Consider the following 13,226-nt stretch of genomic DNA (forward strand, 5'->3'; position numbering starts at 1 on the left):
GAGCCGAAAGCTGTCCAGAGGTGGACGGTGCATCGGATATGCCGGGTGTCAGCCGCCCATGGTTAGTATGTATGGAAATACTGACGAACTTCTGAATGTACAAGTCTAAACGTTGATACCATCGAAATGGTGGTACTCCTTATATGGAGGTATTCGTGGATGAGTAAGAATGGTTGTTATGAAAGTCCATGTGCCGTTACAGGCGGCACGATTCGGAAAGAATTGAGTACAGGCTTAGAGGAAGAACCTAAAGGTGGCCCATGATAGAAATATCGGAACGCAGGAAGCTGAAAACATTTAGCCTGTTGCAAGGCTGTGAGATGGTGGATGGGAATACCTTCGTGAGAGGGCAATAACCATTCTTTGTTTCAGTGAAAGTAGTGGCGTAGTACCTGTGAAACCGTGAAAAAGTAAGCGGTGGAGGGAAGGCCACAAGTCGAATTCAGTGAAAGTAACATCAAGATACAACAAACACAGCTTCGAGTAAGACTAAGAAAATCCAACCCGAAAGGAGAGGATGCCTGTGTTGACTTCGGAGCGGCGAGAAAAGAAGCAAGGAAAAATCCGAAACTCGGAATACTACGGCATGGAATCCATCTTTGATACGTTGTATGCGGAAAGCAGGAATGGCAAAACATTCAATCACCTCATGGCAATCATTGAGAGTGAAGAAAACATTAAACTGGCATACCGAACTATCAAAAGGAACCATGGAAGTAAAACGCCGGGTGTAGATAAGAAGACAATACGAAATCTCGCAAAATTAAGCGAGGATGAGTATGTCCGCCTTGTAAAGAAGAAATTCAGTAATTACCATCCTCGCCCAGTAAGGCGTGAGGAAATACCAAAGGATAATGGGAAAACCAGACCACTGGGGATTCCGGCAATCTCAGACCGTATCGTGCAGCAATGTATATTGCAAGTCATGGAGCCAATCTGCGAAGCGAAGTTCAGTGAAAATTCTAACGGATTTCGCCCAAATCGCTCCGCCGAAACTGCCATTGCACAGTGTTGCAGGTTGATTCAGGTACAACACCTGTACCATGTAGTAGACCTTGACATTAAAGGCTTCTTCGACAATATCAATCACACAAAGCTGATACGGCAAATATGGTCACTTGGTATTCGGGATAAGAAACTGCTGTGCATTATAAAACAGATGCTAAAAGCCTCTGTTATCCTGCCGAATGGTAAAAAGATTTACCCAACCAAGGGTACGCCGCAGGGCGGAATTCTTTCTCCACTGCTGGCTAATATCGTGCTGAACGAACTGGACTGGTGGATTGCATCCCAATGGGAAAATATGCCGACCAGAACGGAGTTCACGATACGGCAGAATCGTTCAGGTGCAGAAATAAAAAGCCACGTCTATCGGGCATTGCGGCGCAGTAATCTGAAAGAAATGCACTCGGTTCGGTATGCGGACGATTTCAAGATTTTTTGCTCATCCCATGAGGATGCAGTAAAGGCATATCATGCAACAGCCAAATGGTTGAAAGATCGGTTGGGGCTGGATGTTAGCCCGGAGAAATCGAGAATTGTTAATCTGAAACGGCAGTATTCAGAATTCCTTGGTTTTAAGCTGAAAGTGCAAAAGCGCAGCAACAAGTACGTTGTAAAATCGCATATGTGCGACAAAGCGTACAAGAAGGTTCAAAAGAAGCTCACGGAAGAAGTGAAAAAGCTGGAACACTCGGCAGATGATAAGGCTCAGTTCATGCAACTGATGACCTACAATGCTGTGGTGGCAGGAATACACCAGTATTACTGCATTGCAACGGCTGTTTCTGAGGACTTCGGAAAGCTGGCTTATGGGTTCAAAAAGCAGATGCACAATCGTCTGCGGAACGACCTGACACGCAAAGGTGAACTGAAAAAGGGCTATATAAAAGAAAAGTATGGAAAAAGCAGTCAACTGCGATTTCTGCATGGACGGCCAGTAGTTCCTATTGGATATGTTCAGAGCAGAAATGCCCAGCACAAAAGGAAATCGGTCAACAAGTATACGCCAGAAGGTCGGGAACTGATTCACAAGAATCTGAACATCGACACTAAGACGATGCTTTGGCTGATGCGAAACCCTGTGCAGGGTAGGTCGATAGAATACGCAGATAATCGCATATCTCTGTATGCAGCGCAGCATGGAAAATGTGCAGTGACAGGTTCAATCATGGAAGCCCATGAAATCCACTGTCACCACAGGAAACCTATTGCGAAAGGCGGCACAGATGAATACGGAAACCTCGTTCTTATATCGGCTCCAGTCCACAAACTTATCCATGCTTCTGACATGGCTACCATAAAGTTTTACCTGAATCTTCTCAATCTCGATAGTACGCAAATTTTAAAGCTGAATAAGTTTCGTGAGATGGCAGAAATGCCTTTGATTGATTAAAAATCTTTTCTTGTTCAAGCTACGAAGTGTGTAAGTTGTATTGCAAGCCCTGTGCAACTGAATTCGATGGAACGCCGTGTGCGGTGAAAGCTGCACGCACGGTGTGGAGCCGGGGAAAAGTTGGAGATTATATCAAAGACTTACCTATGGCTATCCGGCAGCAAGAGTCAGGGTATAAAGCAGTTCATGGCTAATTAAAGGTAACAAAAAGAAAGGAAAAGCACAATCCAGACGGTATCAGCGGCAGGTTACAAGAATAAATTGTGATTTCACAAGATTGGTGTTATAATAAGAGAAAAGTTCCTGCCGGGGCAGCCGCCCCGGTGGTATGGATAGAAAGGCAGGAAAACAATATGCACATCAGCTATAAACCACTCTGGCACACACTGTTAGAGCGTGATATGAGAAAAGAGGATTTAAGGCTTGCCGCTGGTATGACAACAAATATGATTGCCAACATGAGCAAAGAGGGAAAGCACATCAGCATGGATACATTAGCCCGTATCTGCGAAACGCTGAATTGTGAGATTACCGATGTGATTGAGTTAGTACCAGACGAGCCTGCTTCCACAGGAGGTAAGGAACATGAGCGAATTGAAACCAAGAATAACGGAAAACGGAATTGATTATATCCTTGTCGGAGATTACTACATCCCGGACTTGAAACTGCCGGAGGAACACCGCCCTATCGGAAAGTACGGACGGATGCACCGGGAATATTTAAGAGAAGTCCACCCAGTCAGATTGAATACATTGATACTGACCGGAGAATTGTGGACATATCTTGCAGACCTGAACGAACAGGCACAGGAACGGTTAGACACTATTATGGAGCAGATGAAAGCTACCGAGGGCGTGACAGAGGAATTAAAGCGTACCTGTCAAATGGAATGGGTACAACGATGTAATAACATCCATAACCGGGCAGAAGAAATTGTTTTGCATGAGATGATTTATTCATAAACAGGAGCAATTAAATCGGAGGTATATCAGATGGTTGAAATTGTATTTAGTGAGAGTGCCTGTGGAAGTTTGAAAATTGCCCAAACTTACGGCAGGGGAAAATATAGAGGAAGTGCAATTTCGGTATTTATAAGGCACGAAAACGGGAGTGTTCCATCTTCAAATGAAATGAAAGAAGCACAACTTCAAGCACAAGAACAAGAATGTATTGCTTGGGAAAATGCTATTCCATTGGGAGGCAAGAGCAGTGATGTTTATTGTTTTGATATGGCTCTTAGTGTGGGAGATATTTCTGATAATGAAATTGGCGAACAGAGGAAAAATGTTCTCAAGAAAATGCTGTCTGTCTGGTTTGTAGAGGATTTAGATTATCAGGTTGAAGAAAAAATACAGAAAATTAAAACTACATTGTCCTCAGTTATTGAACGATATGTAGCTGGGGAAGAAGTTCGCATTTGGTATAGCTATAATCCGGATGAACTTTGCGGTATGTACTGGCTTATGAAACAACTTCGACCATTAAACTGTCAGACAACAATTTATTTGGTTAAATTACCTACATGGGAATATGGAAAAGAAAATGCTATGACATCTAAAATATCATGGGGTGAGGTGTCTCCTGGCGAATGGGGAAATTATATAACTCTACAAGAGAAAGCTGAGCCTGTATTTCTTTCAGCTTGCGCTATGAAATGGAATCAACTTCAAAATGAAAATGCACCTTTGCGTGCAATGTTAAATGGTAAATTGCAAAGCGTTTCAGAAGATATATATGATAGTTTCATTCTTCGTGAAATTGCGGAACAGCCAGAACAATTCAAAATGGCTATTGTCATAGGTAATGTTTTAGGAAAATATCAACTTGGAATTAGTGATGTATGGATTTCCAATCGCATTGATAAAATGCTTGAAGATGGTGTGTTGGAAATTATACAGGACGCACCAAAGGGAGAAACAAATTATCGCCGGATATTAAGAAAACGAATGAAATAATAACCACAGTAAGAACCGCTGCTACATGGAAGGCATCCCAACCATGCAACAGCGGTTTTTCTTTATCGTTTTTTCCTCTGGCTGATAGGCGTTCCCATTTTCTTTGATTTTTTGAGAATCCGAATCAGCCAGCGAAATTCTTCGTCTGACAGATTTTTATAGTTGATACCGAGCTGCTTGCAGTAAAGTACAACGAGCTTTTCATCCCGGCTGCCCTTGAAATTTTCGACCGCTTCCAGATTTTCTTTCAGTTCATCAGCAACGGTGGTCTGGGGTGCACTCTCGCTGTCCTTTTTGTGAGCTTCCCGAATATCCCGGATAATGAGATTGAGGTCATCCCGTACCATCTGACTGAAATACTCATCATCACTGATATGGGCGGCTTGCAACACTTTCAAATGGGGGTCGTCTTCGCCAGGGCGATACCGTTCAATGATTTCATGCCGGACGGTATCGACAAGGGCATTGAGGTTCTGAATCTGCATGGTGGCAATCCCATCCACATAAATCTCAATATCCGCAAGAAACTTGATAAAATCCTTATGTGTGGCAAGTTCGCACAGCAGACGGTTGTTAATCCGACCACTTTTCAGAAGTGCTACCATTTCATCGCTCAAATGCAGCTCCCTTAATGGCGTGTTGATCTCCGCCCGGTTCTCTGTCCGGCAAAAGAGATAATCGAGGGACACCCCATAAAAATCTGCCAGCAGGATAAGGTTGCCATGATTGATTTCCTTATAGTCGTCTTTTTCATAACTGCCAAGAGCCGATTTTGAAATACCCGTTTGCTCAGCCAGTTCTTCCAGTTTTAATCCTTTGTTTAATCGTAAATCTTTTAGCCGTTCCTGTATTGTAGTAGCTCCGTTCATTGAAGCAGTTCCCCCTTTTTGACAACATATATAACCGTTGAATTGATTATACCATATCAATTCCGCAATCGTGGAAATTTTTGATTTTTGCCCTTAATTCCTACTTTGTGGACATACCGCACGAGGCACAAAAATGTTCTATGATACAGGTAGTTCATCGATGGATTATTCCAATCGAATGACCAGCCTGTGTGGGATATGCTTCCCCGGCGATGTAGTGCCATGACTTTTGGCAGGGATGTGGAGGAACCCTGACCGAAACGAGCATACCAAAGGGAGCGATACGCCGCTGTGAGATTCAGGGGAGGAACGACACCGGGGAGAACTGGCGAACTGACACCGAAATGATACCGAAACACGACAATCTGATAGGGGGATAGTCTACCCTATCGCTGATACTTCGGGAGATTTTAGGCGGCTCTATGGCTGTAATTTTGCCGAAAATCGCCCCGAAACCATACACGAAAACGGGAGGAAGCGCAATATGCCGAGAATGAGCAAAAAGAGGAAGCATGAGCTTTCTTTTTACCTCAATGACCGGGGGCGTGTCACTTACAACGAATTATGCCGGAAATGCCAGCATGGGTGCAGGCAGAGCTTCCGGGCGGTTGTGATTGACTGCCCCCGTTATTTATCCAAACGAGCAAAGAAAAAGGAGGAACACACCGAATGAATTTTGAATTTATGACGATAGACACACCATTGCCGCCCTGTATGGCTTTTCCAAGAGCGTTGACAGGGTTTCCAGTCAGCAGCACCGCAAAGGTCATGTACTGCCGGATGTTGGACGCTATGCTCTCCAATGGGCAGGAGGACGAGAACGGAATCCTGTTTGTCTGCTTCCCTGTCACAGCCATTGCCGCAGTCCTGTCCCGCAGCTCTATGACGGTCAAGCGTTCTTTGAATGAACTGGAAAACGCCGGACTTATCATGCGGGTGCGTCAGGGCGTTGGAGAACCAAACAGGATTTATGTGCTGATACCGGGAAAGGAGGACGCTGCCCTTGCCTGATACTTCAAAGCTGGAAAAACTCAATCGGGAGTTGGAGAAAAGCGAAAAGAAACTGCGGAAAGCCATCAATGATGAAAAGGCATTGCAGCACCAGTTAAAGCAGCTTACCCGAAAGGAACGGACGCACCGGCTCTGTACTCGTGGCGGTATGCTGGAAAGTTTTCTGCAAGAGCCGGAACGCCTGACAGATGATGATGTCATGCTGTTGTTGAAACTCATTTTTCACAGGCAGGACACGCAGGAACTATTGAAAAAACTGCTGGAACGGGAGAAGCCGGAAACCCCTTAGTTTACTAAGGGCGCAATTATACACCACCCAGAGGTTGGTGCATTGCGTTCTCCGAAGGCTCCTCGCCGGAGGGCTGTGATTTTCCGCAGTCATGGTCTGCTCCAAATCATACAGGGGACGCTACACTTCCCCTGCGCTGGCTGCCGCCAGCTACCCTTTTGTGGACTTGCCTGTTGGGGACACCTTGCGGTGCAAGCTGTTCCCAGCCGACAAGTTTCATAAAATACGCTATCTTTTCGATAGGCGATGAAGTATAATGGAGATGACAACAAATCGGAATTTGAGGAGGTATTCATATGAAGAGAGCATTGCTTTTTATTTTCATGACGGTTTGTGTATTAGGAATGTCCGCCTGTAGCAGCAAAGACGCCATGCCAGAAACATCAGATTCTGCCAGCAATCCGGTTCAGAATACAGATATCAGTAATCTGAATGGAGGAAAAATCTGGTCTGAACAAGATATTGTGTCTATGTTCTCTCTTGTGCAAGAAACAGATTGGGAATACATAGACTGTGTTTTAATTCCAGATCATGCCAGTGACCGTGTTGGTGCAGTACTCTTCCGGAACGATAAGGAGCAATCAAGCAATGTTGCGTTCTTTGATGCAGACGGATACTTTCAACAGTATGGCACATATGCAAGAATGTCTGACGAACCTGATTTTCAGTATCTCGGAGGTGGTGCGGTAACATTTAAGCTGGAAACAGAAGATGGTATAATCTATAACTACACGATCACAATCTCGATCGATGGCAGTAATGTGAATTTTAAAGCGGAAGATGATTTGCCAAAATAAATTCAAGTTTGTCAGCTTCACATCGGGTCAACTTGCCCCGAACTTTTACAATTAAATACCCGCCGCCCACATAGCGGCACACCGAGCAGGAAATCTGAAAAAGGTCTCCTGCTTTTTTTCTGCCAAAATGAGGTGGTAAAACGCCACCCCATCCACCAATTACCGAAAGGAGGGACACGAAATGCCCTGCCCACACAACGAAATCACGATTGTTCAGCGCAGCCAGCGACAGTCTGCGGTTGCCGCCGCTGCTTACCAAAGCGGCGAAAAGCTGTTCTGTGAATACGACCAGCAAGTGAAGCACTACCCGGAAAAGCGTGGTATCGTCCACAATGAGATTCTGCTCCCAGCAAATGCCCCGCCGGAGTATGCAGACCGTAATACCTTATGGAACGCCGCCGAAGCGGTGGAAAAACAATGGAACTCCCAGCTTGCAAGGCGGTGGGTGCTTACCATCCCCAGAGAGATACCGCCCGACCAGTATGCTGTCCTTGTCCGGGAGTTTTGTGAGCAGCAGTTTGTTTCCAAAGGCATGATTGCTGATTTTGCAATCCATGACCCCCATCCGCCGGGACACAATCCCCACGCCCATGTCATGCTCACTATGAGGGCAATGGACGAACATGGAAAATGGCTTCCCAAGAGCCGCAAGGTTTATGACCTTGACGAAAACGGGGAACGGATAAAACTTCCGTCCGGCAGATGGAAAAGCCACAAGGAGGATACGGTGGATTGGAACGACCAGAAGTATTGCGAAATCTGGCGGCATGAATGGGAGGTCATCCAGAACCGCTATCTGGAAGCCAATGACCGCCCAGAGCGTGTGGACTTGCGTTCTTATGCCAGACAGGGGCTTGATATTATCCCTACTGTCCATGAGGGAGCTGCTGTCCGGCAGATGGAAAAGCGGGGTATCCAGACGAACATCGGCAACCTGAACCGGGAAATCAGAGCCGCCAACCGCCTGATGAAGTCCATCCGGCAGCTTATCCAAAACCTCAAAGGCTGGATTACCGAGCTGGGAGAAAAACGGAAAGAACTGCTTGCACAAAAGGCGGCGGAGGAAGCGACACTTCTTCCCAATCTACTGATGAAATATATGGAGATACGAAAGGAAGAACGGAAGGACTGGACGAGGTCTGGACAAAATCGGGGGACTTCACAGGACTTAAATGCAGTCAGCGAAGCCCTGTCCTATCTCCAGCAAAAGGGGCTTTCCACTGTGGAGGACTTAGAAGCATTTCTGGAATCTTCCGGGAAATCAGCCGCAGATTACCGCAATCAGATGAAGCCAAAGGAAGCCCGAAGCAAAGTGATTGACGGGATTCTTGCCAGCCGGACAGACTGCAAGGAATGTAAGCCTGTCTATGAGAAGTACCAGAAGATATTTTTTAAGAAAACAAAGGAGAAATTCAAACAGGAACACTCGGAGGTTGCCCGGTATGAAAAAGCCGCCACCCACCTTGCCAAGCACCCAGATGATAAGGACAGTACCCAAAAGGAGCTGCAAGAGGAGCAGGAAACGCTTCTGGAAGAAATCGCAGAGTTGAAAGTACCACTGACCGAGGTACAGGAGGATTTGAAGAAGCTGCGGGACATCCGCTACTGGGTACGGAAAGCCACACCCGGCACAGAGGAAAGTAAAGAGCCGCCTAAGAAGCAGCCCATCAAGGAAGTCTTGCAGGATAAGGCAGACGAGAAAAAGGCTCAAAGAACCGCCCCGGCACAGGCGAAACACAGACAACAGGATATGGAACTTTAACAGGCACTTGCCATTTTCAATCAGAGAATGTCAGGTGCTTTTCTTATTTTCAAGGAGGGATAGATTTGAATGTATTTGAAGCTGTGAAGCAGTCCGTCACAACAAGACAGGCTGCGGAGCATTATGGAATCCATGTAGGTCGGAACGGGATGGCTTGCTGCCCGTTCCATAATGATAAAACCCCAAGCATGAAGCTGGATCGGCGTTACCACTGCTTCGGCTGCGGTGCGGATGGGGATGTGATTGATTTTGCCGCCGCCCTGTATGGGCTGGGAAAGAAAGAAGCCGCCGTACAACTGGCAAATGACTTTGGGCTTTCCTATGAGGACTGGAAACCGCCGGGAAAGGCAAAAAAGCCCAAGCCCCGGCAGAAATCCCCGGAGGAACAGTTTCAGGAAGCAAAGAACCGCTGCTTCCGTATCCTTGCCGATTATCTCCACTTGCTTATGGCATGGAGAACGGAATATGCCCCGCACTCCCCAGAGGAAGCCTTTCATCCCCGGTTTGTGGAAGCCTTACAAAAGCAAGCCCATGTGGAATATCTGCTGGATGTGCTGCTGTTCGGGGAGACAGAGGAAAAAGCGGCTTTGATTGCGGACTACGGAAAGGATGTGATACAGCTTGAACAGCGAATGGCAGAGCTTGCAGCCGCAGACGCAGCAAGAACTAAAAAACACCATGAACGCCATGCAGCCGCCCCAGAGCATTGAGGAAATCAAGGCGGGGCTGGAAACCACCGAGAAAGGCGGTGTCCGCCAGAGCATACGGAACTGCCTGACCGTATTCCAGCGTGACCCTCTGCTTTCCGGGGCTATCGCATACAACATCCTGACCGACCGCAAGGACATCATAAAGCCCATCGGCTTCCACAGGGAAAGCACCGCCCTGAACGATACGGACATGAAGTATCTGCTTCTCTATCTGGAAGAAACCTACGGGCTTACCAATGAGAAGAAGATTGATAACGCCATCGGGATTGTGGCGAATGAAAACAAGTACCATCCCATCCGGGACTATCTCAATACCCTTGTGTGGGACGGGACAGAGCGAATCCGTTTCTGCCTGCGGCACTTTCTGGGGGCTGACGCAGACGATTACACCTATGAAGCGTTGAAGCTGTTCCTGCTGGGTGCAATCTCACGAGCCTTTCAGCCGGGATGCAAATTTGAAATCATGCTCTGTCTGGTAGGCGGTCAGGGGGCTGGCAAGTCCACCTTCTTCCGTCTGCTGGCAGTCCGGGACGAGTGGTTCTCCGATGATTTGCGGAAGTTGGACGATGACAATGTGTACCGCAAGCTGCAAGGTCACTGGATTATCGAAATGTCGGAAATGATGGCAACCGCCAACGCCAAGAGCATTGAGGAAATCAAGTCATTTTTAAGCCGGCAGAAAGAGGTTTACAAGATACCCTATGAAACCCACCCGGCAGACCGCCCCCGTCAGTGCGTGTTTGGCGGCACTTCCAATGCCCTTGATTTTCTTCCCCTTGACCGTTCCGGCAACCGCCGCTTTATCCCCGTCATGGTGTACCCGGAGCAAGCCGAGGTTCACATTTTGGAGGACGAAGCTGCTTCCAGAGCCTATATCGAGCAGATGTGGGCGGAAGCGATGGAGATTTACCGAAGCGGCAGGTTCAAGCTGGCTTTCAGCCCCGACATGCAGCGGTATCTCAAAGAACACCAGCGAGATTTTATGCCGGAGGACACCAAAGCCGGAATGATACAGGCGTATCTTGATAGGTACACCGGGAGCATGGTCTGCTCCAAGCAGCTCTACAAGGAAGCTTTGAACCATGCCTTTGACGAGCCGAAGCAATGGGAAATACGGGAAATCAACGAGATTATGAACCAATGCATTGACCGCTGGCGGTACTTCCCGAATCCAAGAATGTTTTCCGAATACGGCAGACAAAAGGGCTGGGAGCGTGAAAACCCGGCAACGGACTTATGCAACCCGTCTGAAAAAGCAATGGATGGCTTTGTGGAGGTCACAGAACAGATGGAGCTTCCATTCTGAAAATGACAGCCCGTTGCACCCCCTGTTGCTATCCCGTTGCCGAGCCGGTTGCCGGAGAAAACCCCTTATTTCCGGGCGTTTCTCCCTTATGACAACCAAAACAACAGAAAAATAAAAGAAAAGTATAAATAGTAACCATCGCCAGATTGAGATTGTTTGCAAGGTCTTTTGAAGCCCGTTGTCGGACTTCGTTGCCGACACCCTCTGTCTGGCTATTTTCATGTATGGAGGATAACTGCCTATGGCAAAAAACAAAACAGAGATTCATGTGACTACTGTGTTTGACGGGGAACTGGACGCAACCGATGTATTCGTCAGCCTGATTTCCCAGAAATACGGAAAGACAAATACAAAAGAATATCTTGCTAAAAAGAAAGATATAGACTATAATGAAGATGAGGTTCAAAAGAGCCAGATACCGTCTGGATTGTGTGGGTAAATGGCTATGATGAACGAAATGGAATACAGAACAATCGGTTCGGCACTTGCCGGGGGCTATCGTGCGGCGGTCTATTGCAGGCTGTCAAAGGACGATGACCTGCAAGGCGAAAGTGCCAGTATCGCAAACCAGCGTGATATGCTGGAAAAATACTGCGAAAAGCAGGGATGGGAGGTTGTGGCAGTCTATCAGGACGATGGTTTCACAGGTCTTAATATGGAGCGTCCTGATTTACAGAGAATGTTGAGAGCCATTGAGCGCAGGCAAATCAACCTTGTCATCACGAAAGACCTCAGCCGACTGGGGCGGAACTATCTGCAAACCGGGCATTTGATTGAGGACTTTTTCCCAAGAAACGGTGTCCGCTATATCGCCATGAATGACGGTATCGACACCCTGCGGGATAACAACGATATTGCCCCGTTCAAGAATATCCTGAACGAGATGTACAGCAAGGATATTTCCAAGAAAGTCCATTCCTCTTATCTTCTGAAAGCGCAGAAAGGACAGTTTACCGGGTGTCTTGCCCCGTTTGGGTATCGGAAAGACCCGGAGGACAAAAACCATCTGCTCATTGACGAGGAAACCGCCCCGATTGTGCGACTGATTTTCGGATATGCCCTGAACGGTCATGGTCCGAACTATATCCGCAGACGGCTGGAGGAAGAAAAAATCCCCTGCCCCACATGGTGGAACCGGGAACGGGGGCTTCGCAACACCCGAACCAAATGGGAAAAGAAAGACCCAGAAAAAGGACGGTATATGTGGGACTTCTCCGTTATCAAAGACCTTTTGATGAATCCCGTCTACACCGGGGCGATTGCTTCCCAGAAAAAGGACTACCGTTTCAAAATCGGCACGATTGGGGAAAAGAAGCCGGAGGACTGGATTGTGGTGGAGGGGCAGCATGAACCGCTGATTGACCGCATGAGCTTTGACATTGTGCAGAATAAGCTGAAATCCCGCCAGCGTCCGGGGCAGACCAATGAAATCAGCCTGTTTGCCGGACTGATAAAATGCGGCGAGTGTGGGAAGTCGCTGACGGTACGCTACACAAACGCAAAACATCCTCAGCAGATTTATTCCTGCAAGACCTACAATGCCTTTGGAAAGAACCACTGCACCCAGCATCGGATTGACTATGACACCCTTTACAGCCATGTGCTGCGGAAAATCCGGGAATGTGCCAGAGCTGCCCTGATGGACGGGGAAGCGGTTGCCGACCGCTTGACCAATACCTGTGAAGCCGAGCAGCGGGAACAGCGGGAAGCAATGGAACGCTCCCTTACAAGGGACGAGGAACGGATTGAGATTCTGGACAAAATGGTAATGCGGCTTTATGAGGATATGATTGCAGGGCGTATCAGTGAACAGAATTTCAACACCATGCTGGAAAAGACACAGACCGAGCAGACGGAGCTTAAAACAAAAGTGTCCGAGGGCAGAAAGCGGCTGTCCGATGAAGTCCAGCTTGCCAATGATGCAAAACAATGGGTGGAAGCCATTCAGGAATACGCCAACATCACAGAGCTGGACGCAGCCACCCTTAACCGCTTAATCAAAGAAATCGTCGTGCATGAGCGCATTGACGAAGATAAAACAAGACACATTTCTATCGAAATTCATTTTAATCTCAAACCCATCCCGGAGGTGGAACAGGTCACTGCCTGACCTGTCCCGCCGGGACGGTTC

Annotated in this window: 14 protein-coding genes; 13 read left to right on the forward strand and 1 reads right to left on the reverse strand. The window is 47.4% G+C overall.

Annotation, left to right across the window (positions count from 1 at the left end; translation table 11 throughout):
* The first annotated feature begins 517 nt into the window (after nucleotides 1-517).
* The 4 genes from ltrA to GXM22_RS10290 all read left to right on the forward strand — a co-directional run bounded on the left by ltrA (nucleotide 518) and on the right by GXM22_RS10290 (nucleotide 4,351).
* Complete coding sequence (ltrA, locus tag GXM22_RS10275; RefSeq protein ID WP_005930708.1) at nucleotides 518-2,395, forward strand: group II intron reverse transcriptase/maturase; 1,878 nt, start codon at nucleotides 518-520, stop codon at nucleotides 2,393-2,395.
* 263 nt (nucleotides 2,396-2,658) lie between these two features.
* Complete coding sequence (locus GXM22_RS10280; RefSeq protein ID WP_022742028.1) at nucleotides 2,659-3,021, forward strand: helix-turn-helix domain-containing protein; 363 nt, start codon at nucleotides 2,659-2,661, stop codon at nucleotides 3,019-3,021.
* Nucleotides 2,981-3,358, forward strand: a complete 378-nt coding sequence (locus GXM22_RS10285) for a TnpV protein (protein ID WP_005930710.1) — start codon at nucleotides 2,981-2,983, stop codon at nucleotides 3,356-3,358. Before GXM22_RS10280 ends, GXM22_RS10285 begins: the two co-directional genes overlap by 41 nt.
* A gap of 30 nt (nucleotides 3,359-3,388) precedes the next feature.
* Nucleotides 3,389-4,351 (forward strand): DUF3658 domain-containing protein, encoded by a 963-nt coding sequence (locus GXM22_RS10290; RefSeq protein ID WP_035393624.1) that lies wholly within the window; start codon nucleotides 3,389-3,391, stop codon nucleotides 4,349-4,351.
* Nucleotides 4,352-4,413: 62 nt separating this feature from the next.
* On the opposite strand, the gene GXM22_RS10295 is transcribed toward GXM22_RS10290, so the two are convergent.
* On the reverse strand, nucleotides 4,414-5,220 hold the full coding sequence (locus GXM22_RS10295) for a helix-turn-helix transcriptional regulator (RefSeq protein WP_005930715.1): 807 nt from the start codon (nucleotides 5,218-5,220) through the stop codon (nucleotides 4,414-4,416).
* A gap of 484 nt (nucleotides 5,221-5,704) precedes the next feature.
* On the opposite strand from GXM22_RS10295, the gene GXM22_RS10300 reads away from it, so the two are divergent.
* The 9 genes from GXM22_RS10300 to GXM22_RS10345 all read left to right on the forward strand — a co-directional run bounded on the left by GXM22_RS10300 (nucleotide 5,705) and on the right by GXM22_RS10345 (nucleotide 13,205).
* Nucleotides 5,705-5,893 carry a hypothetical protein gene (locus GXM22_RS10300; protein ID WP_005930722.1) on the forward strand — a complete coding sequence of 63 codons (189 nt, stop codon included), beginning with the start codon at nucleotides 5,705-5,707 and terminating at the stop codon, nucleotides 5,891-5,893.
* A complete protein-coding gene (locus GXM22_RS10305; RefSeq protein ID WP_005930726.1) occupies nucleotides 5,890-6,231 on the forward strand; it encodes a DeoR family transcriptional regulator in 342 nt (113 codons plus the stop codon). The genes GXM22_RS10300 and GXM22_RS10305 overlap by 4 nt, the downstream gene beginning before the upstream one ends.
* Complete coding sequence (locus tag GXM22_RS10310) at nucleotides 6,224-6,520, forward strand: DUF3847 domain-containing protein (protein WP_002594808.1); 297 nt, start codon at nucleotides 6,224-6,226, stop codon at nucleotides 6,518-6,520. The genes GXM22_RS10305 and GXM22_RS10310 overlap by 8 nt, the downstream gene beginning before the upstream one ends.
* A 296-nt stretch (nucleotides 6,521-6,816) precedes the next feature.
* The gene (locus GXM22_RS10315) at nucleotides 6,817-7,317 is read left to right on the forward strand and encodes a hypothetical protein (protein ID WP_005930729.1); all 501 of its coding nucleotides are present in this window, start codon (nucleotides 6,817-6,819) and stop codon (nucleotides 7,315-7,317) included.
* Nucleotides 7,318-7,498: 181 nt separating this feature from the next.
* Nucleotides 7,499-9,079: a MobQ family relaxase gene (gene mobQ / locus GXM22_RS10320; RefSeq protein ID WP_005930736.1), complete on the forward strand. Its 1,581-nt coding sequence runs from the start codon at nucleotides 7,499-7,501 to the stop codon at nucleotides 9,077-9,079.
* 65 nt (nucleotides 9,080-9,144) lie between these two features.
* Entirely contained in the window at nucleotides 9,145-9,789 is a 645-nt protein-coding gene (locus GXM22_RS10325; protein WP_024729643.1) for a CHC2 zinc finger domain-containing protein, read from the forward strand.
* Entirely contained in the window at nucleotides 9,758-11,095 is a 1,338-nt protein-coding gene (locus GXM22_RS10330; protein ID WP_099323099.1) for a virulence-associated E family protein, read from the forward strand. Before GXM22_RS10325 ends, GXM22_RS10330 begins: the two co-directional genes overlap by 32 nt.
* Before the next feature lie 241 nt (nucleotides 11,096-11,336).
* Complete coding sequence (locus tag GXM22_RS10340; protein WP_005930747.1) at nucleotides 11,337-11,534, forward strand: hypothetical protein; 198 nt, start codon at nucleotides 11,337-11,339, stop codon at nucleotides 11,532-11,534.
* On the forward strand, nucleotides 11,535-13,205 hold the full coding sequence (locus GXM22_RS10345) for a recombinase family protein (RefSeq protein ID WP_099357301.1): 1,671 nt from the start codon (nucleotides 11,535-11,537) through the stop codon (nucleotides 13,203-13,205). It begins immediately after the preceding gene.
* Nucleotides 13,206-13,226: the final 21 nt, after the last annotated feature.

This window comes from Faecalibacterium duncaniae (assembly GCF_010509575.1).
GTDB lineage: Bacteria > Bacillota > Clostridia > Oscillospirales > Ruminococcaceae > Faecalibacterium > Faecalibacterium duncaniae.

Bases quoted from the DNA above. Each gene is read 5' to 3' on its own strand.
- GXM22_RS10300 (WP_005930722.1), top strand. From the start codon at position 5,705: ATGCCGAGAATGAGCAAAAAGAGGAAGCATGAGCTTTCTTTTTACCTC.
- mobQ (WP_005930736.1), top strand. From the start codon at position 7,499: ATGCCCTGCCCACACAACGAAATCACGATTGTTCAGCGCAGCCAGCGA.
- GXM22_RS10305 (WP_005930726.1), top strand. From the start codon at position 5,890: ATGAATTTTGAATTTATGACGATAGACACACCATTGCCGCCCTGTATG.
- GXM22_RS10315 (WP_005930729.1), top strand. From the start codon at position 6,817: ATGAAGAGAGCATTGCTTTTTATTTTCATGACGGTTTGTGTATTAGGA.
- GXM22_RS10295 (WP_005930715.1), bottom strand. From the start codon at position 5,220: ATGAACGGAGCTACTACAATACAGGAACGGCTAAAAGATTTACGATTA.
- GXM22_RS10340 (WP_005930747.1), top strand. From the start codon at position 11,337: ATGGCAAAAAACAAAACAGAGATTCATGTGACTACTGTGTTTGACGGG.
- GXM22_RS10290 (WP_035393624.1), top strand. From the start codon at position 3,389: ATGGTTGAAATTGTATTTAGTGAGAGTGCCTGTGGAAGTTTGAAAATT.
- GXM22_RS10345 (WP_099357301.1), top strand. From the start codon at position 11,535: ATGGCTATGATGAACGAAATGGAATACAGAACAATCGGTTCGGCACTT.
- GXM22_RS10285 (WP_005930710.1), top strand. From the start codon at position 2,981: ATGAGCGAATTGAAACCAAGAATAACGGAAAACGGAATTGATTATATC.
- GXM22_RS10330 (WP_099323099.1), top strand. From the start codon at position 9,758: ATGAACGCCATGCAGCCGCCCCAGAGCATTGAGGAAATCAAGGCGGGG.
- ltrA (WP_005930708.1), top strand. From the start codon at position 518: ATGCCTGTGTTGACTTCGGAGCGGCGAGAAAAGAAGCAAGGAAAAATC.